Annotated in this window: 24 protein-coding genes and 1 other RNA gene; 23 read left to right on the top strand and 2 right to left on the bottom strand. The window is 30.1% G+C overall.

All coding sequences use genetic code 11. From position 1 onward, the window contains the following. Positions 1-49: 49 nt before the first annotated feature. The 19 genes from DWZ53_RS08790 to nth all read left to right on the top strand — a co-directional run bounded on the left by DWZ53_RS08790 (position 50) and on the right by nth (position 16,238). Positions 50-598 carry a hypothetical protein gene (locus tag DWZ53_RS08790; protein WP_118433592.1) on the top strand — a complete coding sequence of 183 codons (549 nt, stop codon included), beginning with the start codon at positions 50-52 and terminating at the stop codon, positions 596-598. A gap of 445 nt (positions 599-1,043) precedes the next feature. Then, on the top strand, positions 1,044-2,516 hold the full coding sequence (locus DWZ53_RS08780; protein WP_118433590.1) for an LCP family protein: 1,473 nt from the start codon (positions 1,044-1,046) through the stop codon (positions 2,514-2,516). Positions 2,517-2,529: 13 nt separating this feature from the next. Then, positions 2,530-3,192 carry a UDP-N-acetylglucosamine pyrophosphorylase gene (locus tag DWZ53_RS08775; RefSeq protein WP_118433588.1) on the top strand — a complete coding sequence of 221 codons (663 nt, stop codon included), beginning with the start codon at positions 2,530-2,532 and terminating at the stop codon, positions 3,190-3,192. A 460-nt stretch (positions 3,193-3,652) separates the two neighbouring features. Beyond that, complete coding sequence (locus DWZ53_RS08765) at positions 3,653-4,654, top strand: type II toxin-antitoxin system antitoxin SocA domain-containing protein (protein ID WP_118433584.1); 1,002 nt, start codon at positions 3,653-3,655, stop codon at positions 4,652-4,654. Between the two features lie 80 nt (positions 4,655-4,734). Next, on the top strand, positions 4,735-5,073 hold the full coding sequence (locus DWZ53_RS08760; RefSeq protein ID WP_118433582.1) for a hypothetical protein: 339 nt from the start codon (positions 4,735-4,737) through the stop codon (positions 5,071-5,073). Continuing rightward, positions 5,042-5,362, top strand: coding sequence for a hypothetical protein (locus DWZ53_RS08755; RefSeq protein ID WP_118433580.1), 321 nt, complete (start codon positions 5,042-5,044; stop codon positions 5,360-5,362). The genes DWZ53_RS08760 and DWZ53_RS08755 overlap by 32 nt, the downstream gene beginning before the upstream one ends. Before the next feature lie 193 nt (positions 5,363-5,555). After that, complete coding sequence (locus DWZ53_RS08750; protein WP_158568222.1) at positions 5,556-6,458, top strand: LysR family transcriptional regulator; 903 nt, start codon at positions 5,556-5,558, stop codon at positions 6,456-6,458. Between the two features lie 101 nt (positions 6,459-6,559). Next, complete coding sequence (locus DWZ53_RS08745; protein WP_118433576.1) at positions 6,560-7,777, top strand: iron-containing alcohol dehydrogenase; 1,218 nt, start codon at positions 6,560-6,562, stop codon at positions 7,775-7,777. Between the two features lie 106 nt (positions 7,778-7,883). After that, entirely contained in the window at positions 7,884-8,054 is a 171-nt protein-coding gene (locus DWZ53_RS11225; RefSeq protein WP_199589170.1) for a hypothetical protein, read from the top strand. Positions 8,055-8,190: 136 nt separating this feature from the next. Further along, positions 8,191-9,189, top strand: a complete 999-nt coding sequence (locus DWZ53_RS08740) for a D-alanyl-D-alanine carboxypeptidase family protein (RefSeq protein WP_118433574.1) — start codon at positions 8,191-8,193, stop codon at positions 9,187-9,189. Further along, positions 9,182-9,751 (top strand): hypothetical protein, encoded by a 570-nt coding sequence (locus DWZ53_RS08735; protein ID WP_118433572.1) that lies wholly within the window; start codon positions 9,182-9,184, stop codon positions 9,749-9,751. The genes DWZ53_RS08740 and DWZ53_RS08735 overlap by 8 nt, the downstream gene beginning before the upstream one ends. Further along, entirely contained in the window at positions 9,744-10,259 is a 516-nt protein-coding gene (locus tag DWZ53_RS08730; protein ID WP_118433570.1) for a spore maturation protein B, read from the top strand. Before DWZ53_RS08735 ends, DWZ53_RS08730 begins: the two co-directional genes overlap by 8 nt. A gap of 46 nt (positions 10,260-10,305) precedes the next feature. Continuing rightward, positions 10,306-11,736, top strand: a complete 1,431-nt coding sequence (gene pyk, locus DWZ53_RS08725; RefSeq protein ID WP_118433568.1) for a pyruvate kinase — start codon at positions 10,306-10,308, stop codon at positions 11,734-11,736. Between the two features lie 80 nt (positions 11,737-11,816). Further along, a complete protein-coding gene (gene spoIVA, locus DWZ53_RS08720) occupies positions 11,817-13,289 on the top strand; it encodes a stage IV sporulation protein A (RefSeq protein WP_118433566.1) in 1,473 nt (490 codons plus the stop codon). A gap of 76 nt (positions 13,290-13,365) precedes the next feature. Next, positions 13,366-13,638, top strand: a complete 273-nt coding sequence (locus tag DWZ53_RS08715) for an HU family DNA-binding protein (RefSeq protein ID WP_118433564.1) — start codon at positions 13,366-13,368, stop codon at positions 13,636-13,638. Positions 13,639-13,697: 59 nt separating this feature from the next. Next, positions 13,698-14,411 (top strand): zinc metallopeptidase, encoded by a 714-nt coding sequence (locus DWZ53_RS08710; protein WP_118433562.1) that lies wholly within the window; start codon positions 13,698-13,700, stop codon positions 14,409-14,411. Positions 14,412-14,519: 108 nt separating this feature from the next. Beyond that, complete coding sequence (locus DWZ53_RS08705) at positions 14,520-14,999, top strand: PepSY domain-containing protein (RefSeq protein ID WP_118433560.1); 480 nt, start codon at positions 14,520-14,522, stop codon at positions 14,997-14,999. An 8-nt stretch (positions 15,000-15,007) separates the two neighbouring features. Continuing rightward, complete coding sequence (locus tag DWZ53_RS08700; protein WP_118433558.1) at positions 15,008-15,592, top strand: DnaD domain-containing protein; 585 nt, start codon at positions 15,008-15,010, stop codon at positions 15,590-15,592. Beyond that, positions 15,585-16,238 (top strand): endonuclease III, encoded by a 654-nt coding sequence (gene nth, locus DWZ53_RS08695; protein WP_118433556.1) that lies wholly within the window; start codon positions 15,585-15,587, stop codon positions 16,236-16,238. Before DWZ53_RS08700 ends, nth begins: the two co-directional genes overlap by 8 nt. Positions 16,239-16,291: 53 nt before the next feature. Here the strand turns inward: nth and DWZ53_RS08690 are convergent, their stop codons facing one another. Together DWZ53_RS08690 and recU are read right to left on the bottom strand one after the other, a co-directional pair. Next, positions 16,292-18,970 (bottom strand): transglycosylase domain-containing protein, encoded by a 2,679-nt coding sequence (locus DWZ53_RS08690; protein ID WP_118433554.1) that lies wholly within the window; start codon positions 18,968-18,970, stop codon positions 16,292-16,294. Continuing rightward, entirely contained in the window at positions 18,971-19,558 is a 588-nt protein-coding gene (recU, locus tag DWZ53_RS08685; protein ID WP_118433552.1) for a Holliday junction resolvase RecU, read from the bottom strand. Between the two features lie 148 nt (positions 19,559-19,706). On the opposite strand from recU, the gene gpsB reads away from it, so the two are divergent. From gpsB to DWZ53_RS08665, 4 genes are all read left to right on the top strand, one after another. Next, positions 19,707-20,039 carry a cell division regulator GpsB gene (gene gpsB, locus DWZ53_RS08680; protein WP_118433550.1) on the top strand — a complete coding sequence of 111 codons (333 nt, stop codon included), beginning with the start codon at positions 19,707-19,709 and terminating at the stop codon, positions 20,037-20,039. Positions 20,040-20,045: 6 nt separating this feature from the next. Continuing rightward, positions 20,046-20,371, top strand: an RNA gene (rnpB, locus tag DWZ53_RS08675) — RNase P RNA component class B. A gap of 84 nt (positions 20,372-20,455) precedes the next feature. Next, entirely contained in the window at positions 20,456-20,998 is a 543-nt protein-coding gene (locus DWZ53_RS08670; protein WP_118433548.1) for a TetR family transcriptional regulator, read from the top strand. A gap of 119 nt (positions 20,999-21,117) precedes the next feature. Next, positions 21,118-22,449, top strand: a complete 1,332-nt coding sequence (locus DWZ53_RS08665; protein WP_233541871.1) for an MATE family efflux transporter — start codon at positions 21,118-21,120, stop codon at positions 22,447-22,449. Positions 22,450-22,544 lie beyond the last annotated feature (95 nt).

Raw genomic sequence — 22,544 nt, 5'->3', positions numbered from 1 at the left:
CGTGCGTTCTCATAAAAAGTGTCCAAAAAAGTGTTGACAATCCAAAACAATGAATGCTAAAGAAAAAAATTCTAATTCAATAGAACTGATTAAAGATTATGTCATTAAAGAATATAAAATTAAAGGGAGAATACGAGCAAATAAGGAAATTTATTTTTTTGTTGATAATTTGTTTGATAAAAGTCATAAACATATGGAGATGAATTATGAAAATGTTTATTTAACAAAATTTAAAACATACAAAGATACCGAAACTTTTTTGAAATATTTAAAAAGGCAAGGATGGAATTTTATTAATTACACCCCAAGTATATATCGTGATTCTATTTTTACACGTTTGAATAGTGTTTCTCTTGGTAATTCTCATCAGGTTATTGGTCAAGAATTTGAAAAGGTGGCAGTTATAATTGATGCCAAATTTAATTATATAGGAGATCGATTAGATGCAGGAATATGGGATTCTGGGAATTACGGTGCTCAAATGCTTTATCAAGCTATAACAAGAGCAAAAACATCATTATTTGTTATAATTATAAATAATGATATTTTGTTTGATCAATGTATGGATATAATTAATAATTATAAAAATGATGTATAGTATAACTAAAATCAAATTTTAATTAGAAAGTTTTTATTAAAAAATAAATCGTTATTTTTTAAAGTATGGTGTTAAAATAAAATCACCAGGTGTTTATCAGGGAGTAAAAAAAGATTTTGGTACATTTGTTAAAGCACAATGTCAATTACCTGATACAAACTGGTTTTTAAAAGTTGTTGATCAATGGTATATAAGTTATTTTGGAGATACACCAGATAGTCCAGAATATAGAGAAGATGCTTTAAAGATTTATTACAAAGTAGAAAAACGTAATAATGCCTATTTTAGAAAAGAATGTAATTAATATTCACTGTTTATCTAAATAATATGTCATGATATTGTATTAATTTGTCAAACACTGCTACTTGCAATGTTTTTTCATACATTCATGTAGAAAAACACCTATAAAAGTTATATAATTTGAAGCAAGAAAGTAGAGGTATTTATGGATAAAGTAAAGAAAGTGATATCTTGGCCTGTAATCCTTGGTTTACAAGTCATTTCAACATGTGTATTCTTATTTTTTATTGTTAAGTTAAATGTGATACCAACAGTTTATACAGCTATTCTTGTCATGCTTTTAGCTTTATTATGTTTAGTTACATTTGCTTTAATGAAAACAAAGAAAAGACGTCATCATGATGGAGAGGGACATCACCATCATGTACATCGTACTAAACCAAGAGAGATTGTAGGAAAGATTATAAGTTTATTATTAAGTATTTTAATGATCTTTGGATCAGTCATGGTAAGTAAAGGTAATTCGGCTTTAGATGATATTACTGGTGCAAATACAAAATCAACTCATTATGCAATTGTTGTTTTAAAGAGCAGTAAGATTAATAGTTTAAAAGATTTACAAAATGAATCAATTGAATATTGCTTACAAAATGATAATAAAGATGATATGAATAAAGTTATTAAACAAGCACAAGAAAAAGAATCAAGTATTTCTTATGATTCAGTGATTTCTTATGCTAATTTAGGTGATGATTTATATAATCATACTGTTAATGCTATTTTAGTGAATACAGCATTAAATGGAATGTTTGAAGAAAATCATCCTGACTTTGAAAATGAAACTAAAGAAATCTGGACAGCCGATGTTAAAGTTAAAGTTAAAGATTTCTCTAATCGTGTATCAGTAACCAATACCCCATTTACAGTTTATATTTCTGGTATTGATACTTATGGAGCTATTTCAACTGTAGCAAGATCAGATGTTAATATGATCATGACAGTAAATCCAAATACTAAGAAAATATTATTAAGTTCTATTCCAAGAGATTATTATGTTCCTTTAGCTAATATGGGTGCTAGTGATAAGTTAACACACTCAGGTATTGCTGGACCTGAAAATACAGTGAAAACAATCCAAAATTATTTAGGTGTTGATATTAACTATTATGCTCGTGTTAACTTTACTTCACTTACAACAATGGTTGATGCTTTAGGTGGTATTACTGTTGATGTAGATCGTAATTTTAGTGCTGGTGGTTATACTTATACTATTGGTCAACAAAATATGAATGGAGCTCAAGCGCTTGCTTATTCTCGAGAAAGACATTCATTTGTTGAAGGTGACAACATGCGTGTAAAACATCAACAAGATGTTTTAATGGGCATGTTAAATAAGATGATGTCACCTGCTATTATTAAAAATTATTCTAGTGTGTTAAATGCGATTACGGGATGTTTTGAAACAAACATGGAATCTAATGACATTACTGATTTAATTAAAATGCAAATCAATGATAATGCTGCTTGGACTTTCACTCAAAAACAATTTACTGGAAAAGGTGTAACTCAAACAGGTGGAGCTTATATGCCATCAAGTAATCTCTATTACATGATTCCAGATGCAATAAGTGTAAGTGAAAATACAAAAGCAATTAAAGATGTATTAAATGGTAAATAAGAAGGTAATAAAAATGTATAAAATAGAAGATTTATATGATTTAAATCATAGCCAAGCTCGTCCTTTATTAGAAAAATATGAATACCCTTGGCAAGCTTTAAAAGATATTAAAGACTTTATTATAGAATTAGGTAAATCATTAGGTGATGATTATCAAGAAGTAAGTGAACATGTATGGGTTCATAAAGATGCTAAAGTGTTTGATAGTGCTTATTTAGGAGCACCATGTATTATTGGTGCTAGAACAGAAGTAAGACATGGTGCTTTTGTTAGAGGAAGTGCTTTAGTCGGTCAAGATTGTGTTATTGGTAATTCGGTAGAATTAAAGAATGTCATTATCTTTGATAGTGTACAAGTACCTCATTATAACTATGTAGGTGATTCTATTTTAGGATATAAATCACATATGGGTGCAGGATCAATAACAAGTAATGTTAAAAGTGATAAGACTTTAGTTGTTGTTAAAGATCGATTCAATCAAGAATCAATCGAAACAGGATTAAAGAAGATGGGAGCTATGTTAGGAGACTATGTAGAAGTAGGATGTAATAGTGTATTAAATCCTGGTACAGTCATTGGCAGACATACTAACATTTATCCTCTTTCTAGAGTAAGAGGTGTCATTCCTGATCATTCTATCTTTAAAGATTTAAATGATATTGTTAAAAAGAAATAATTATTTATAAGTGCAACTAGGTTGCACTTATTTTTTATTCAATGATAGGATATTGACATAATTCAATCATTGAATATAATGATGATAGGATATATAAAAAAACACATTATTACAAAGAAGATGGTCCTATTACTCGAGAAAACATAATAGAGTAGTTGTTAGAAATAAAAAAAGCTATCTACGACAATAGATGTTCATTTTCTAGAAGAGATAAGAATAAAAAGTTATTTAGAGATTATATTATAAGTGAAAAAGAGAGAAGTAATATCATTCTCAGTTTAACAGAGGATGATTTTTGTGAAATAAGAAGAAATAAACATACTAATTATTCAGATGAAAAATTATATATAAAATTTAACAAGTTAGATGATGGATTTTGCATTATAATATCTTTTCATGAACAAGAGTATCCAATGAATAAATATTTTACGTACTAGTAATATGAAACGGAGGAATAAAAATGACTAAAGATTTAGTGTTTTGTCCAGAATGTAGAAAAAAAACAGAACATGAAATAAAAATAGTGAAAACAGAATATACTATTAAAGACAAAAAATATATGTTCGATATAACAACAGCTTATTGTAAAAATTGTGGTGAAGAAATTGAAATACCAGGATTATTAGACTTACAAACAAAAGAAATTGATGATCAATATCGACAAATGGAAGATATTGTTACAATTAAAGATATAGAAAAACTTATGAACTTATACGATATTGGAAAAGCACCACTTTCTCTAGCATTAGGCTTTGGAGAGATTACTATTACTCGTTATTTGAAGGGACAAGTCCCTTCAAAAGAGTATTCAGACATTGTCAAATCAGCTCTTAAATCACCGAAATATATGATTGATAAACTTAATGAAAATAAAGATAAAATAGGAGAAACAGCGTATCAAAAAGCAATAAAGTGTGCTAAAAAATTAAATGATATGTTTAATGTTTCATCAAAATTACTATCTACTATTTCATATATATTTGAAGAAACAATAGAACTTACACCTCTTGCTTTACAAAAAATACTCTACTTTATTCAAGGAATATATATGACGCTATATGATATACCATTATTTAAAGAGGACTGTTATGCTTGGGTACATGGTCCAGTGTATGAAAATGTTTATAATTTATTTAAGGAATTTAAATACAACCCCATAGATGATAATCGTTTTATCATTTTAAAAAATAGATTTGAAGTGTTATCTAACGAGGAAAAAGACATAATAAATCTAGTATTAAATTCATTTGGAAATTATAGTGGAAAAGTTCTTGAACAAATTACTCATAAAGAAACACCTTGGGTAGAATCTAGAAAAGGATATTCACTTTTAGAACGCTCCAATATTTTAATTACTAAAGAACAAATCAAAACGTATTTTAAAGCAGTTCATAAAGTTTATGGAATTGATACGTTAGAAGGGGTTAATCATTACATCAATAATCAAATAAATATTAACTAATAATAAGTCAAAAATTAAATTATTTTAAATAGTGAGGGGTATGACACAATAGATTACATTGTAATAAGGAGTAAAAGACGATGTTAATGGAAATATATTTGAGTGAAGAAAAAGCAAAACAACATCATATTGATTTAGAGAGTTGTTATCAAAAGATTGATAAGTATTTTACTGACAGAGGTGTTAAAGTAAAATCACCTGGTGTTTACCAAGGTGTTAAAAAAGATTTTGGAACATTTGTGATAGCACAATGGCAATTACCAGATACAAACTGGTTTTTAAAAATAGTAGATGAATGGTATATTAGTTTTTTTGGAGATACACCAGATAGTCCAGAATATAGGGAAGATGCTTTAAAAAATTTCTATCAAGTGAGAGCGCAAACAAATGAGTTCATTAGAAAGCAAAAAGGCGCTTAATTTTGATTTAAGTGATGCACTGGTAAAAAAGTATTACCCTTCAAAAAATTATAAGAAAGCATGGATTGATATTCAAAAATATTTGGTACAAAATGATTTCCAACATAGACAATATTCAGGGTATGTTAGTTGTCATAAAATTTCTATGATTTATGTTACACAGTTAGTAGGAGATATGTTTGTTTTGTATGAATGGCTTCAATATTGCGTTAAAGAATTTGATGTTACAATTGTCGGAGATGAGTATAGTTTAAAAAATTACATTCATCAAGAAAATATTTTTAATTAAAATATACTTAGGAAATAAATATTAATTTTATATGTATATATTGGAAGCTCACACCATGTGGGCTTCTTTTAATAACATAATGCTTTTTGTACAATCAATTCATATAGCAAATCTAAACTCTTCTTTGTAATAAATTTACAAATCATATCTTTACTTTACAATATTGTGATAGAATAAAGATTAGGTGATGATCATGAATTTATTACATTTAAAATATATGATAGAAGTAGATAAGTATGGTTCGATATCGAAAGCAGCTACCCACTTATATTTAAATCAGCCTCGTCTATCAAAGATTATTAAAGAAATAGAAGCAGAAATGAATATTAAAATCTTTGAAAGAAATAGTAAGGGGGTAACCCCTACTAAAAAAGGAAGACAGTTTTTAGATCGAGCGATCAGTATTGTTAGTGAGGTAGAAGCTTTAGAAAATATGTATCATGAAGATTCTTTAAAAACAGTTTCTTTAAATATCTCTGTACCTCGAGTGAGTTATATCTCAGAAGCTTTTATTCGTTTTTTAAGAAGTGAGAGAATAAAGGATAAGGATATTGATATTAATTATAGAGAAACGAATACAGAACAGGCTATTTCTAATATCAATGAAGGTGAAGATCATTTAGGAATTATTAGAATACCTGTTGATCAAATGAATTATTATGAAAATATCTTAGCTTTAAAAGGCATTAAATGGGAAGAGTTATTTCGCTTTCATTATTTAGTATTGATGTCTAAAGATAATGTTCTAGCAAACAAGAATATATATTTGGCGGATTTATATGATCAAATTGAACTTATTCATGGCGATAGCCGCATTCAAGACCAAGATAATCCTTATCAACAAGCTAATAAAACCATTAAAATATATGAACGTGCTAGTCAATATGAAATCTTAAGATATGTCAAGGATACCTATATTTGGGCTTCTCCTTTATCAAAAGAAATGTTAGATGCTTATGGTTTGATTTTAAAAGAATGTTTAGATCAAAAAAATGAGTATATTGACTTAGTGATATATAGAAAAGGATATAATCCTACGAGTGAAGAAGGGGATTTTATTCGATATTTACATCAATTAACGGAACAATTTAAATAAGGTATATCAAAAAAGGAATATAACTATTCCTTTTTATGTTCTTTTTTTCACGTGATGTAAGTGCTATCATTAATGTATAAGGAAAGAAGGAGACGTGACCTATGCAAAGATTTACATTACCAAGAGATTTATATCATGGAAAAGGAGCCTTAGAAGCTCTTAAAAACTTAGAAGGAAAAAAAGCTATCGTGTGTGTTGGTGGTGGCAGCATGAAAAGAAATGGATTCTTAGATCGTGCTGTTAACTATTTAAAAGAAGCTGGAATGGAAGTAAAATTATTTGAAGGTATTGAACCAGATCCATCAGTAACAACTGTTATGAAAGGTGCTGCTGTAATGGAAGAATTTGGACCAGACTGGATTGTTGCTATGGGTGGAGGTTCACCTATTGATGCTGCTAAAGCAATGTGGATTAAATATGAATATCCAGATATTACTTTCGAAGAAATGTGTAAAGTATTCGGAATTCCTAAATTACGTAAAAAAGCTCATTTCTGTGCTATTCCATCAACAAGTGGTACTGCTACAGAAGTAACAGCATTTTCAATTATTACTGATTATGATAAAGGTATTAAATATCCTATCGCAGACTTTGAAATTACACCAGATGTGGCTATCGTAGATCCAGATTTAGCTGAAACAATGCCAGTTAAATTGGTTGCTCATACAGGTATGGATGCTATGACTCATGCGATTGAAGCCTATGTATCTACTGCTAATTGTAACTATACTGATCCATTAGCTATTCATGCTATTGAAATGATTCAAGCTAACTTAATTGATTCTTATAATGGTGATATGAAAGCCAGAGATGATATGCATGATGCTCAATGTTTAGCAGGACAAGCATTCTCAAATGCTTTATTAGGTATTGTTCACTCAATGGCTCATAAAACTGGTGCTGCATTCGTAGATCAAGGTGGACATATTATTCATGGTGCAGCTAATGCTATGTACTTACCTAAAGTTATTAAATTTAATGCAAAAGATCCTACTGCTAAAAAACGTTATGGTGTGATTGCTGATTATATGCATTTAGGTGGAAATAATGATGATGAAAAAGTAGATTTATTAATTGCTCATTTACGTAAAATGAATGATGAATTAAATGTTCCTCATTGTATTGCTCATTATGGTGCTGATGGTTTACCAGCAGATAAAGGATTTGTACCTGAAGATGTCTTCTTAGATCGTGTAGAAGATATTGCTAAAAATGCAATCTTAGATGCATGTACAGGAAGTAACCCACGTATTCCAACACAAGAAGAAATGGTTAAATTATTAAAAGCTTGCTACTACGACACAGAAGTAGATTTCTAATAGATAATATTAATGAAAACCGGTAATCCGGTTTTCATTTTTTATATACGTCCTCATTTATTTTCTTCTTTTTCTATAATAAAGGTAGAAAAGGAGGAAGTATACAATGAAATTTGCAATCATAAAAGGACAATTAACTCATATATCAAAAGTTGAAAAAGGAACAATTGGTAGAGAATTTGGCTACAATAATCAATTAGTCATTGCCTGTGGTGGCAAAGTTCGTCAATACTTTAAACCATTAAAGGCTAAAACTTTGATTCGTTATGCACGTTAGGTATAAAATCATCATGATAACATATAATAAATGGGTGATATGATGATTTCATTATGTGTTTATTTTATGATAAAAGTGTATGAACTTTCATTATCATAAAACATGAATAGATTCATAAAATGATACTGGTGATAAAATGAAAATTTTACTCAGTATCCTTTTTATTTTTCAAGTATCTTTAAGTCAAGTTCAATTTTGTGGCAAGAGTTATGTTGTCTATGATCGTTTTTCTAAAAGTGTCATTGAAGGAAAAAGAGAAAATGAAAGTCAAAGTGTAGCATCTATTTCTAAAATCATGACGGCGATTTTGGCGATAGAAAATAATAAATTAGATAAAGAAGTCATTGTTGATCATACAATAGATAAAGCTTATGGTAGTTGTGTTTATATACATATAAAGGATAAAATAACGATTCAAGATCTTTTATATGGCTTATTGCTTAGAAGTGGAAATGACTGTGGATTGATGCTAGCCAAAGCAACATTTGGTTCAGTAGATAAGTTTGTTGAAAAAATGAATGATTTAGCGATGAAATTAGAACTTTCTAACAGTCATTTTTCTAATCCTACCGGTTTAGATGAGGAAGATGACGGAAATATATCTTGTCCTAAAGATATGGCTATCTTGATGGATTATTGTTGTCAAAATCCAATCTTTAATAAAATTGTTAAAACTCAGGTTTATCAAAGATTGGATGGTAAAGGTTCCTGGAATAATAAAAATCGTTTATTAAAAGAATATTCATATTGTCTAGGAGGAAAGACAGGCTTTACTAAAAAAGCCAGAAGGACTTTAGTAACCAGAGCTAAAAAAAGAGGGATGGACTTAATTATTGTGACTTTTAATTGTGGTAATGATTTTGCTTTTCATAAAGATAAATATGAAGAAGTTTTTAAAAAGTTTCAGTCAGTGAAGATATATGATGAAGGGTTAAATTGGATAGACCAGGAAGTTTATATTTTTGATCGTGATTTACAGTTAGAATTACAGCCTCAAGATCAAGTCACCTGTCAAGTTATTCAAAATCAACTTTATCTTCAAGTTAATCAAAAAACAGTTGTTTGTAAACAACTATCACATTATCAGTTTAAATATGCACTTTATTATATTTTAAAGGATCTTATTTATGGCTAAAGTTTTTAAATATGGGATGATTATTTTCTTGACAGTGGCATTTTTAATGCAACGTCAAGAAAAGCTATTTTTTGAAGTATTAAAAAGTCCTTTTCAAGTCTTTGATTTAGTTAAAACATTAGTTTTAAGTGCTTGTTTATGGAATGGAATTTTAAATGTGATTGAAGCTTCAGGAATGATTAAGTATTTATCTTTTTTATTTAAACCAGTATTACGTTTTATTTATGGAAATGTCATTGATCATCAAGATATTTTTTTATATCTTTCTTCAAATATGATGGCTAATTTACTAGGAGTCGGCTCACTAGCTACTATGAGTGGATTAAAAGCGATGCAAGCACTAAATCAACTTACGCCAAGTCATCACCCTACTCGAGAAATGCTCACTTTAGTTGTCATCAATACAGCAGGTTTATCTTTAGTTCCTTCTTCAATGATGACTTTAAGACAAAGCTATCATGCTAGAGATGTAGCCGGCTTTTTTCGTTACAGTATGGTGATAGGTTTTATCATTACCATTGTTGGTATCATGATTATTAAGGTTAAAGAACGTCATGATTAATCTTGTGGTTGGTTTTATTTTAGTGAGTTTTATTTTAGGAATGATCAATGGAGTAGATGTTTTTGATGAGTTTGTAAAGGGAGTGAAAGAGGGGTTAGGGTTAGTGGTTGTTTTAGCACCGACTTTAATGGCTTTTACTTTATGGTGCCAATGTTTTCAAACTTGTGGTTTATTAGAACTTTTACAACAGGGATTAAAGCCGATGATGAAATCAATGCATTTACCGATACAGATATTGATGATGATGTTGATTCGCCCTTTTTCTAGCCAAGGTTCTTTAGTTATTTTAAATCAAATATTTCAAACTTATGGCATTAATCATCTTTATAGTACGTTAGGCTCAATTATTCAAACTGGAAGTGATACGACTTTTTATGTAGTTACTCTCTATTTTGCCAGTGTTAAATTGAAACAATATCGCTATGCTTTGAAACTTGGTTTATTTTTGGATTTTTTAGCATGCCTTCTTGCATTATTTTGCTATTTCATATTCATTGTTAAAAGTTAAAAATAGGTTTATACTAAACATATAAAGTAAAAGGAAGGCGACTTATATGATGAAAAACGAGATTATGTCAAAAACAAAAATTGTATGTACAATTGGACCAGCTTCTGAAAGCAAAGAAATGCTTACTAAGCTTGTAAAAGCGGGAATGAATGTCATGAGATTAAACTTCTCTCATGGAACTCATGAAGAACATGAACAAAAGATCAATACATTACTTGAAATTAATGAAGAATTATCAACTCAAGTAGCAATTCTTCTAGATACGAAAGGTCCTGAAATTCGTACAGGTGATTTTGTTGATGGAAAGACAACATTTAAAAAAGGACAAACTTGTGTAATTTGTAATGAAGATATTGTGGGAACCAGTGATCGTTTTACCATTACTTATAAAGATTTATATAAGGATGTTAAACCAGGTGGTTATATTTTAGTTAATGATGGTCAAGTGGAATTATTAGTTGATCATGTTGAAGGTAGTGATATTGTTTGTGTGGCAGCAAATGATGGGGAAGTTAAAAATAAACGTGGTATTAATGTTCCTGGTATTAAATTAGGATTTGATTATTTATCTCCTAAAGATATTTCAGATTTAACATTTGGAGCGCAACATCCATTTGATTTTGTTGCTGCTTCATTCTGTCGAAGAGCTCAAGATATTATTGATATTAAAAAATTATTAATTGAAAATGGTCGTAATGATATTCAAATTTTAGCTAAGATTGAAAATCAAGAAGGGGTTGAAAATGTTGATGAAATTCTTGATGTAGCTGATGGTATCATGGTAGCCCGTGGTGATTTAGGAGTAGAAGTTCCTGCAGAAGATGTGCCACTTATTCAAAAATCAATTATTAGAAAATGTAAAGAAAGAGGAAAACTTGTTATTACAGCAACCCAAATGTTAGATAGTATGCAAGAAAATCCAAGACCAACACGTGCTGAAGTTTCTGATGTAGCTAATGCGATTTATGATGGAACAGATGCTATCATGTTATCTGGTGAATCGGCTAGTGGTCTTTATCCTCAAGAAGCGGTTTTAATGATGTCTAAGATTGCTCGTAAGATAGAAGATAGTTTAGATTATCAAAGCTTACAAAGAGAAGCAATTCGTACTGCGCCTAATGATGCAAGTGAAGCTATTTGTATGTCAGTAGCTGAAATTGCTTATAAGTTCAATGTAGCAGCCATTATTGCCTTTACTGAATCTGGATTTACAGCCCGTAAAATGGCTCGTTATCGTACAAAATCTCGTATTATCGCACCAACGCCTTCTTTAAAAACAACAAAAGCATTAGCTTTAAACTGGGGTGTTAAAGCTGTTCCATGTAAACCATTAAGTTCACGTATTTCTATGATTGATTATGCAAGTATTATTGCTAGAGAAAATGGTGTTAAACCAGGAGAACAAATTTTAGTCACTGGAGGAACACCAGGTGTTGTAGGCGCAACAAGTTATTTAGAATTAGTAAAAGTAAAATAATGAAAAGGAGGGGTACCTCCTTTTTTCTTTGTTCTAATCTTTTAATCAAGACATATAGTGGTATAAAGGAGTCATGATAAATGGAAACAAAGAATATATTAAAAGACATAGGACAAAGATGTGGCGGTGATATTTATTTAGGTGTTGTGGGACCGGTAAGAAGTGGTAAATCATCTTTTATTAAAAGATTTATGGAGATTGCGGTTATTCCTTATATCGAAAATCAAGATGTTAAATTAAGAACAATCGATGAATTACCACAATCTGGTAAAGGTAAAATGATTATGACGGTTGAACCTAAATTTATTCCCAATCAAGCTGTAGATATGGTTGTTGATGATGATTTTCATGTTAAAGTCAGATTAGTTGATTGTGTGGGTTATGTGATTGATGGTGCCAGTGGTTATCAGGATGATAGTGGTATTCGCTTAGTGAAGACACCTTGGTATAATGATAGTATTCCTTTTGATGAAGCTGCTAAAATTGGCACAAAAAAAGTCATACAAGATCATTCTACGATTGGTATTGTATTAACCAGTGATGGCAGTATTGTTGATTTAGAAGCTAAAAATTATCAACAGGCAACCCGTGATATTATTGATGAACTAGAACATATTGGTAAACCATTTATAGTGGTTGTTAACAGTAAAGATCCTCAAAGTCAAAGATGTCAAGATGTTGTCAGTGATTATCAAAGTCAATATGATGTTCCTGTCATGGCAATAGATGTGACGAATATGATGGAATCACAAGTTGTTTCTTTATTAAAAGAAGCATTGAATGAATTTCCTATTCGTGAAGTAGCAGTAGAAGTACCTAAATGGTTAGCTTTGTTGGATCATGATCATTGGTTAAAACAAACATTAGATCAATCATTAAAAGAATCATTAATTAAAATAAAGAAGCTCAAAGATGTAAATCAAATTGTTGATAGTATTAATGATTATGATTTTGTGAGTAAAGCTTATATTCGTGGGGTAGATACTGCCAATGCATCTACGCAGTTAAAAATAGAAGAAAGAGATGGTTTATATCAAGATTTATTAAAAGAAGTGATTGGTGAAGATATTGATCAGGCTTCATTATTAAGTTATATTGCTTCTTTAGTAAAGATTAAAAAGGAATATGAAGGGGTTGCCAGTGCTTTAAAAATGGTTAAACAAACCGGTTACGGTTATGCAGTACCACGTTTAGATGATATTGAATTAAGTGAACCAGAAATTATTAAACAGGGTCCTCGTTATGGAATGAAACTTAAAAGTAATGCAGCAACAACATATATGATTAGAGTGAACATTGAAAGCACATTTGAACCGATTATCGGTTCAAAACAACAAGCAGAAAGTTTTGTTTCTTATTTAAAAAATAATGGGGATGATAAACAGGCTGTTTTTGATTGTGATGTCTTTGGTAGAAAACTGGGTGATTTAATAGAAGAGGGCATGTATTTTAAGCTTAATGCGATTCCTGAAAATGCTAGTATTCGTCTTCATGATATCTTAAGTAAAATTGTTAATAAGGGGAAAAGTAATGTCATAGCGATTGTGTTATAAAGCTAATAAAAGTGCTTGAAAGCGATGTTTTTTAATGTTATACTAAATCTCGGATTTTAATTTTGGAGGTTGTATAATGAATAAAAAAGAGTTAATTGAATCGGTTTCAATTGAAAGAAATATGACAAAAAAAGAAGCAGAAATGTTAGTTGATACTGTGTTTAATACAATTACAAGAAGTGTTGTTGAAGGAGATAAAGTTTTAATTTCTGGATTTGGTACTTTTAAAGTAAATGATCGTAAAGCAAGAAAAGGAATTTCACCAAAAACTCAAAAAGAAATGATTATACCTGCTAGTAAAACAGTGACATTTAAACCTAGTAATCGTTTAAAAGATGCAATGAATTAATTGCATCTTTTCATTTTAAGTTCATAATTATGTGTATAATAAATGAAGAGGTGATATAAATGTATTATGGTTATTATGGTTGGGGGTTATATAACCAAGTAGGATTTTTCCTGATTTTAATTGGAACGGTATTAATGCTTCTTGCTCAAGGTAAAGTGACACGTTCTTATCGTAAGTATTCAAAGATTTATAATTCAAGAGGAATGACAGGCTATCAGGTAGCTCGTGAAATCCTTGATCAAAATGGTTTACAAGATGTAAGAATTGAACATATCTCTGGTGAATTAAGTGATCATTATGATCCAAGAAATAAAGTATTAAGACTATCGAATGGTATTTATGATCAAACAACAGTTGCTGCTTTAGCAGTCGCTGCTCATGAATGTGGGCATGCCATTCAACATAAAGAGGGTTATTTACCACTTACTTTTAGAAATGCTATTATTCCTTTTTGTAATGTAGGTCAAAGAGTAGGCTGGTTTGTTTTATTTTTAGGTTTAGCTATAGCTAATACTAAAATAGCATGGATAGGTGTGTTTTTAATGTGTGGTATTTTATTATTTCAAATTATGACTTTACCAGTAGAGTTTGATGCCTCATCTAGAGCACTTACGATTTTAAATGATCGTTATTTATCTGATGGTGAGTATAGTGGTGCTAAAAAGATGTTGACGGCAGCAGCTCTTACTTATGTGGCTTCTGTTATTTCTACGCTTTTATCATTGCTTAGAATTGTTTTAATGGTTATCGGAAGTAGTAGAAGGGATGATTAGTAGAGAACGCTTGTTCTCTTTTTTAATTTTTAAAGGATAAAGGACTTTACATAAGTCTTTTTATTTTATATAAAAAAGAGTATAATGAACTAACAAAGGAGAATGTCAATGAAGGCTTTTTTAAAAAAACATCGATTTAAAATAGTATTTATATTACTTGCGATTATTTTTATATATGTTTGCTTTTATATGCTATGGATCCATGTTCCTTATGCTACAAAACAAAATGAAATGACAAGTATTCGTAATGAAATATGCCAAGAACATCATTACCAATATAAGAATGTTTTTTATGAATATAATAGTGATCAAACTTATTATATTTTAAAGGTAAAAAAGAAAAAGGTTAAATATGTGGTTTATGATGAAAAACTAAAATATGTAGAATCTTTTGATAAGAAGATTATTTCTAAAAATCAAATTAAAGCATCATTTAATCAAAAGTATCAACAAAATCCTCAACGTATAGAATTAGGTTATGAAAATGGGATGCTTGTTTATGTTGCTACATATAGGCAAGATAATGTTTTAATATATGCTTATTATAGTGCAAATAATGGAGAATTTATTAAAGCGTATAAATTGTAGGTGAAAGAATGTTAAAGTATTTAAAAGATAATGGTTGTATTCAAGTAGAAAGATTACTTATTTTAAAGGGAAAAGAATTAGGATTAGTTGATCAAGAGATTTATATTTTATTATTGATATATGTATTAAAAGATGTACATGTTAAAATGATTTCTCCTTCATTGTTAGTACAGTACTCTTCTTTATCACATAAAGAATTAGATCATGTTTTATCTTCTTTACTTAAAAAGAAGTTTATTTTTAATCGTAATGGAACGATACAATTAAATAGACTAGTAGAAAGACTGCTAGAGTCAAAACAAGAAGAAGTACCAGAAGTGAATTTGTTGGATGAATTTGAAAAGCAATTTGCTCGTGCTCTTTCACCGATGGAAATGGATATTTTAAAAGAATGGAAAGAACAAGGATATAGTGATGAAAGAATCTTATTAGCGTTAAAAGAAGCTGTAAAAAGTCAAATTCTTAATTTTAGATATATTGAAGGTATCTTGAATAATTGGGCTAAAAATGGCGTTAAACAGCGTTATGTAGAGCAAGAACCAGAACCAAGAAAAGTTGCTGTCAGTCACTATAAATGGTGGGAAGATGAATAAAGAAAAAACACAGAGAGTCCTTGATTACTTAGATGAACTTTACCCAGATGCATACTGTGAACTGATTCATGATGATGTCTATCAGTTACTTGTTGCTGTGATGTTATCAGCGCAAACAACAGATAAAAAAGTGAACCTTGTAACCAAAGATTTATTTAAACGTTTTCCTGATGTGGAAAGCATGGCACAGGCTGATATTAAAGAACTAGAAACTTATATTAAAACAATCGGTTTATATCGTAATAAAGCTAAAAACCTAAAACGGATGTCTGAAGTGTTGGTTGAACAATATCATGGTGAAGTTCCTTGTAGTAGAAAAGCTTTAGAGAGTTTACCAGGAGTAGGAAGAAAAACAACGAATGTGGTTTTATCAGTAGGTTTTCATATTCCTGCTTTTGCAGTAGATACCCACGTTGAAAGAATTGCTAAAAGATTAGGATTTGCTAAAAATGATGCGAGTGTAGAAACAGTAGAAAGAAATATGAAGCGTTATATTGATCGAAGTCGTTGGACCAAAACGCACCATCAATTTATCTTCTTTGGTCGTTATTTTTGTAAAGCAATCAATCCATCTTGTAAACAATGTAAGCTTATTGATATGTGTAAAGATAAAGAAAAACAACAACAAATGTTAAATCGAAAATAGTCCTTATCAAGGACTATTTTTTTAAAACAAAAAGGCAACAATCGTTGCCTTTTCTATTTAACTGTAAAGTTAATTTTCTTTGTTACTGTTTTAGAACCATCAGATTCACTCATAACAATTGAATAAGATGATCCAGAAACAAGAGAATTAATCGTTGCTGATTTACTACTAGAACTTGTAATTTCTTCACCAGTACTTGAATATAAAGTAATCTTAAAAGTATGCGAATTATCTTGAGGAGTAATGGCTACATAGACGGATGTAGCAGAAATCGTACTTCCCTCACTTACAGTAGAACCATCTGCAGTCACTGTACCTTGTAATTCTGATAATTGACTTTCTGTTTTACCTAATGTTTTTTCAATTTTATTTGATGTTTTTCCTGGAGCATTACTATAACTATAGTAACCAATCACTTTAACTTGTCCATTTACTGTATAATTAATTGTTCCAGTATTACTGCTTAAATTTTCAGTATGTAATGTGGCACCGCTATTACTATCTACGATTTGAACAGTATAGACAACCTTTCCATACATCTTTGTTCCTTCATTAGCTTGATCATTTGTTGTTGCTTCTATTGGACTATACGGAGCAAACTTAACAGCAATCTTATTAGAACTATCTAAACTTGCTTCAAATGAACTTAATTGAGATAAGTTCAATGAAGAACTGTCATGAGTTGACTTAGGTGTTGTTCCTTTTTTAAACCAAGCAGTAAGAATCATATCACTAGGTGTATCACTTGAAGGTGATACATAAGGATAAACACCTTTAACGATTTGTGCTTGAACAACATCATCTGGTTTACTTGGATATGATTTTTTATAACCACCACTAGCAAGATGTCTCATAATTGCAGAAACAACTTTATTTGGATAAGCTTTATAATCACTGGTATTCTTTCCTTTTTTAATACCATCAGGAGTAAATCCCATCCATACAGATACGACATAATCAGGAGAGAAAGCAGTCATCCATGCATCTCTATCTTTACCATCACGAACATATGAACTTCCACTAAAGTTAGAAGTACCTGTTTTAGATCCGACATTTTTTAATCCAGCTAGTGAAGCATAACTTCCTGAACCTCTACTAGTATAATCAATCATTGTTTGACGAATCATAAATGAAGAAGCAGCGCTATAAGAACTTTGTTTTTTAGCGTCTTGAATTTCCTCATCAATCATGTATTTTTTACCAGTTTGGACATCTTCAGCATAATTAACAGTATGACTTTCTACATACATACCACCATTAGTAATTGTAGCATAAGTACTTGCCATTTCTATTGGTGAAATACCAGTAGCCCATCCACCAATACCATAAGCAGTATTAAATTCTTCTTTAGACATATCAATTCCAACTGATTCTAATGCTTTAACAATATCTGATTTTTTAACTTCTTTTTGAACGGCATCTAATGCTTTTAAGGCTGGAATATTCCAAGAATTATATAAAGCATCTGGAATCGTAACATCACCATGATATTGACCATCCCAGTTTTTAACTGATTTATTTGTACCAGCATAAGTATAGGCTTCATCACTGATTGTATGTTGAGTACACCAATTTAAGTATTCAAAGGCTAATCCATAGTCTAAGAAAGGTTTTACTGATGAACCTGGCTGTTGTTTAGTCATTGCATAATTTGTTCCCGTTTGAACAAAGTTACGACCACCTAATACGGCAACGACACGACCATCTTGGCTGGATTGAACAGCACCACCCATATTTAAGTCTTCATCACTGTAGTTATAAGTAACCCCAGTATTTAAGTCATAACATAATTTTTGTGTTTCTGGATCACAATAAGTATAAATATTCATTTGTGTTGAACGAGGATCAAGTCCTGTTTTTTCAATAACTTCTCTTGTAACCATATCTACATAAGCAGATAAATAAGAATCATTTTGAATATTGCTGGCACATAACATATTTTCTACTTTGACAGCTTTTGCTTCAGTAGCTTCTTCTTGAGAGATATAGCCATGTTTGACCATTAAATTTAAAATTCTATTTCTTCTTTCTGTTGCTTTATCTAGATTATAATAAGGATCATAGTTATAAGGTGAATTTAAACTTCCAGCAAGCAATGCTGCCTCTGGTAAAGTTAATTCAGAAACATCTTTATTAAAGTAATAAAGGCTGGCAGCCCCCACACCAATTGAGCTTGTACTACGACCAAAATAAATCTTATTTAAATAAAGAGTAATGATTTCTTCTTTACTTAAAGCTTTATCAGCACGAATCGCTAAGATGATTTCACTAAATTTACGTGAGTAAGTTCTTTGGGCATCAGGGAAGTATGACTTTTTAACAACCTGTTGCGTAATTGTTGAACCACCACTTGTAATCCCACCGGATGCTAAGTTACCAATGGCTGCTTTAACAATACGTGGTAAGTCAAATCCATTATGTTCAAAGAAACGTGAATCTTCGGCAGCCACAACGGCATCGATTAAGACTTGTGGTAAGTCATTATATGTGACGTTCTTTCTTTTTCCGTTTTCAGCAGAGCCATAGGTGTACATGACATCACCGTTATTATCAATCAATTGACTAGCACCGCTAGAAGCTAATTTTTCTGCTGAAAAGGCTTCTGTGTCTTTATAGACACTAAATGCTAATACGCCAACAACACCTACTGCTAAAACGACAACAGCAATAATGATGGATTGAATGACTCTTTTTTTATTTAATTTTGGTTTACCTTTCATTTTATACTTCATTTATTGTTTACCTCCTAAATAAATACGATCAACAATGTCTAAATAATCTAATCTTGGTAAATAGCCTTGTTTTATTAAATGTCCTTTTTCTTTAATTGCCTCATATTTCATTGATTGTCTTTTACCATAACGATAAGCTTCAATGATATATGATGCATCAATTAAGTATACCTCATTTACTCTAGTAAATGCAATAATGACAAAAGCAATTCCTTGATGTCTGATAATCGCATCTAAATGATTAATCTGATGAGTAGAAATATTGACAAAGGGAAAGGACATTGTCTTTGTTTCCTTTGCTTCAAAATCAATATACTTTCCTTTGTACAAACCATTATAGTCAGTTGTTGAAGGGGTTTTAAAATAAGCTTCAACAATCTTAGCTGCTGTTCTAGCAGGATATTGAACTTTAACGATTTGGATAGGGGTAGGTTTTTTATGAATAACAGCAATATCATGTGATAAATAATATTCATTGCTTAGATTAATATCTTCCTCTAAATGCATACCACGTCTTGCTGTATCATGTTTGCCTTCAATTGTTCTTGTTGTATATTGACCTTTCTTTTTATTTGGATAATTAACCATAGTTGTTCTCTTTCTATAAAATTACATACTGATTATATCATATAATAATAAAGATACCTAATTTCTATGATATTATTTTTAAGACATGTTTTAAAACTCTTGCAAAAACTTAATAAATTTGTAAAATGATAATAGGGAGTGAATAAAGATGGAATATAAAATTGCATTAAGTCCTAAGAAAATTGTAAATAAGGAATTTAAAGTCGATTTTAAAGGATATAACGCTGATGAAGTTGATCATTACTTAGATCAAATTGTTAAAGATTATGAATCTTTTGCTAAATTATTAAATGAATCTTATGATAAAATTGATCAATTAGAATCACAAGTAAGAAAATTAAAAGAAGAAAACACTCGTTTAGAAAGAGAAAAAGCATTGCAGGAAGATAATATTCATGCATTAGAAGAAAATGTTTCATCTAATGTTGATATTTTAAAAAGATTATCTTTATTAGAAAAAGCTGTTTTTTCTAATAAATAATAATACTCATGATAGGTAATCGCTACTTGATAGTAGAGGAAAGTCCAGGCTGCCACAATCTGCGATGATTGTAGTGTTTGTGCCTCACGAATCAATAAGTGAGGGTAGTGTAAACTAACGACAGAAGCAAGACCTAAGGGTAACTATGGTTGAAATTCATAAATGGCTCCACAGAGACAATGCTATAGGAAACTATAGGTGAAAAGAGGAAAGCTCCGCAAGGCAGAAACCCAAATTTGGTAGGGGAATCGATTGATTTGGAATTGAACGAATCATCGGACGTGAAAACGTAGATAAATGATTATCTGAAATACAGAACTTGGCTTATTTAATGAGTATGACAAGCACTAGTTTCTAGTGCTTTTCTTTTTGGTTTAGAATGTATATAATATAGAATGAACTTAAAGGGGATAATTATGGATAAACATGATGAAACACGTTATTTGTTTGCAAGTGCAATAAAGGAATTAATAAAAGAAAATCCATTAGATAAAATTACAGTCACGGATATTGTATTAAAAGCCGGGATGACCAGACAAACATTTTATCGCTATTTTAAAGATAAGTATGATTTAGTTAACTGGTATTTTGAAAAACTCGTTTTACAGTCTTTTAGACAAATGGGAAATGGTTGCACTTTAGATGAGGCGTTGCATTTTAAATTTAAATTTATAGAAAAAGAGCATGCTTTTTTTAAAGAAGCTTTTAAATCTAATGATTATAATAATTTAATTCATTATGATTATTGTTGTATCTATGATTTTTATAAAAAAATGATTGAGAAGAAACTTAATCAGGATTTAGATCCACATCTCAATTTTTTATTAGAAATGTATTGTCGAGGTTCTATTGATATGACAGTAGAATGGGTCTTAAAAGATATGCATTTAACAATTGATGATTTAGTTGTTTTACTCATAGAAGCTTTACCTGCTAAGTTAAAACCTTATTTAAATTAGTTACTTGACATTTAAATAAGAACCCTTTAATATAAGAAAAAAATAATTGCCAAAGGCTATAGATTTCTCTATTTCTGATATTAAATAGACATCTATAGCTTTTTTATATGGAGGAAACTATGGAAAAGAACCCGATGGGATATAAACCGGTATTCCCTTTGTTATTACAAATGGCTTTACCACCAATGATTTCAATGTTAATTGAATCATTATACAATATTGTTGATAGTATCTTTGTAGCAAGAGTATCAAATGAAGCCTTAACTGCTGTTTCATTAATTTATCCTTTACAAAATCTATCATTAGCGATTTCTTGTGGAATAGGAATTGCTTTAAATGCATTTGTAGCACGTTATTTAGGAGCCAATGATAAAAAAAGAGCCTCTTATTATGCTAGTCAAGGTGTCATCATGAGTCTGCTGCATTCATTGATTTTTGTTTTGATTGGTTTGTTTTTAATTCGTCCGTTTTTATTATTATTTACGCATAATCCTCAAGTGATTAAAGATGGAGTCAGCTATGGAATGATTGTCGTGACTTTTGTATTTGGACAATTTATTCATTTGGCTATAGAAAAATTATTTCAGGCTACTGGAAACATGATGTTGCCGATGATAATGCAAATTTTTGGTTGTTTAGTTAATGTTTGTTTGGATCCTATTTTAATATTTGGTTATTTTGGTATGCCGGCTTTAGGAATTATAGGGGCTGCCCTTGCAACCGTTATTGGTCAAACGTCAGCTGCGATTTTATCTATTTGTTTATTTAAAAAATATAATCAAGGCATACATTTGTCTTTTAAAAAGATTGATTTACATATTTTTAAACAATTATATAGTATTGCCTTTCCTTCAAGTGTCATGATGTGTTTACCTTCATTGTTGGTTTCTTTATTAAACGGGATTCTAGCAACAATAGGACAAAATGCAGTTGCTTTCTTTGGCATTTATTATAAATTACAAACCTTTGTTTACATGCCGGCAAATGGTGTTGTTCAAGGAATGCGTCCGATTATGAGTTTTAATTATGGAGCAGGATTAAAAGATAGAATGAATCAGCTTTTAAAAGCAGCAGGTATGATGATTGGTTTGATTTTAAGTTTAGGAACGCTTTTATTTATGTTTTTCCCACATTTTCTATTATCATTATTTGATGCAAGTCAAGCAATGTATGATATTGGTATGACCGGATTACGTATCTTATCATTAAGCTTTGTCATCTCTATTTTTGGAATCTTGATGTCAGGGGTTTTTGAATCTTTAGGAATGGGAAAACAATCTTTAATTATTACACTTTTAAGACAACTTATTGTGAGTGTTCCTTTAGCTTATTTACTTGTACATATTATGGGGATTACTGGAGTTTGGATTGCTCTTGTTTTAGGTGAAGCTTTAGCTGGTATCGTTTCTTTTGTTTTTTATCAACGCTATTATTGTCAATTGAAAAAATAAATGATAGCGGTTATAAAAAATGTGACACTTGCCTTTATTTGTAACTTGTTTTTTATTTCACATGACAGTAGAATGAAGATAGATAAAGAGCAAAG

This window comes from Coprobacillus sp. AF33-1AC (assembly GCF_003475785.1).
Taxonomy (GTDB): Bacteria; Bacillota_I; Bacilli_A; order Erysipelotrichales; family Coprobacillaceae; genus Faecalibacillus.
Note: the sequence above shows the minus strand (reverse complement) of the source record. Positions and strands in the feature narration are given on the sequence as shown.

What these genes read in the sequence shown, in the direction of transcription:
- DWZ53_RS08740 (WP_118433574.1), top strand. Translation starts at nt 8,191, where the DNA reads ATGAAAATTTTACTCAGTATCCTTTTTATTTTTCAAGTATCTTTAAGT.
- spoIVA (WP_118433566.1), top strand. Translation starts at nt 11,817, where the DNA reads ATGGAAACAAAGAATATATTAAAAGACATAGGACAAAGATGTGGCGGT.
- DWZ53_RS08775 (WP_118433588.1), top strand. Translation starts at nt 2,530, where the DNA reads ATGTATAAAATAGAAGATTTATATGATTTAAATCATAGCCAAGCTCGT.
- DWZ53_RS08750 (WP_158568222.1), top strand. Translation starts at nt 5,556, where the DNA reads ATGAATTTATTACATTTAAAATATATGATAGAAGTAGATAAGTATGGT.
- DWZ53_RS08690 (WP_118433554.1), bottom strand. Translation starts at nt 18,970, where the DNA reads ATGAAGTATAAAATGAAAGGTAAACCAAAATTAAATAAAAAAAGAGTC.
- nth (WP_118433556.1), top strand. Translation starts at nt 15,585, where the DNA reads ATGAATAAAGAAAAAACACAGAGAGTCCTTGATTACTTAGATGAACTT.
- DWZ53_RS11225 (WP_199589170.1), top strand. Translation starts at nt 7,884, where the DNA reads ATGAAATTTGCAATCATAAAAGGACAATTAACTCATATATCAAAAGTT.
- DWZ53_RS08755 (WP_118433580.1), top strand. Translation starts at nt 5,042, where the DNA reads ATGAGTTCATTAGAAAGCAAAAAGGCGCTTAATTTTGATTTAAGTGAT.
- DWZ53_RS08710 (WP_118433562.1), top strand. Translation starts at nt 13,698, where the DNA reads ATGTATTATGGTTATTATGGTTGGGGGTTATATAACCAAGTAGGATTT.
- DWZ53_RS08780 (WP_118433590.1), top strand. Translation starts at nt 1,044, where the DNA reads ATGGATAAAGTAAAGAAAGTGATATCTTGGCCTGTAATCCTTGGTTTA.
- DWZ53_RS08665 (WP_233541871.1), top strand. Translation starts at nt 21,118, where the DNA reads ATGGAAAAGAACCCGATGGGATATAAACCGGTATTCCCTTTGTTATTA.
- DWZ53_RS08715 (WP_118433564.1), top strand. Translation starts at nt 13,366, where the DNA reads ATGAATAAAAAAGAGTTAATTGAATCGGTTTCAATTGAAAGAAATATG.
- DWZ53_RS08700 (WP_118433558.1), top strand. Translation starts at nt 15,008, where the DNA reads ATGTTAAAGTATTTAAAAGATAATGGTTGTATTCAAGTAGAAAGATTA.
- DWZ53_RS08765 (WP_118433584.1), top strand. Translation starts at nt 3,653, where the DNA reads ATGACTAAAGATTTAGTGTTTTGTCCAGAATGTAGAAAAAAAACAGAA.
- DWZ53_RS08705 (WP_118433560.1), top strand. Translation starts at nt 14,520, where the DNA reads ATGAAGGCTTTTTTAAAAAAACATCGATTTAAAATAGTATTTATATTA.
- DWZ53_RS08745 (WP_118433576.1), top strand. Translation starts at nt 6,560, where the DNA reads ATGCAAAGATTTACATTACCAAGAGATTTATATCATGGAAAAGGAGCC.
- DWZ53_RS08790 (WP_118433592.1), top strand. Translation starts at nt 50, where the DNA reads ATGAATGCTAAAGAAAAAAATTCTAATTCAATAGAACTGATTAAAGAT.
- gpsB (WP_118433550.1), top strand. Translation starts at nt 19,707, where the DNA reads ATGGAATATAAAATTGCATTAAGTCCTAAGAAAATTGTAAATAAGGAA.
- DWZ53_RS08760 (WP_118433582.1), top strand. Translation starts at nt 4,735, where the DNA reads ATGTTAATGGAAATATATTTGAGTGAAGAAAAAGCAAAACAACATCAT.
- DWZ53_RS08730 (WP_118433570.1), top strand. Translation starts at nt 9,744, where the DNA reads ATGATTAATCTTGTGGTTGGTTTTATTTTAGTGAGTTTTATTTTAGGA.
- DWZ53_RS08735 (WP_118433572.1), top strand. Translation starts at nt 9,182, where the DNA reads ATGGCTAAAGTTTTTAAATATGGGATGATTATTTTCTTGACAGTGGCA.
- DWZ53_RS08670 (WP_118433548.1), top strand. Translation starts at nt 20,456, where the DNA reads ATGGATAAACATGATGAAACACGTTATTTGTTTGCAAGTGCAATAAAG.
- pyk (WP_118433568.1), top strand. Translation starts at nt 10,306, where the DNA reads ATGATGAAAAACGAGATTATGTCAAAAACAAAAATTGTATGTACAATT.
- recU (WP_118433552.1), bottom strand. Translation starts at nt 19,558, where the DNA reads ATGGTTAATTATCCAAATAAAAAGAAAGGTCAATATACAACAAGAACA.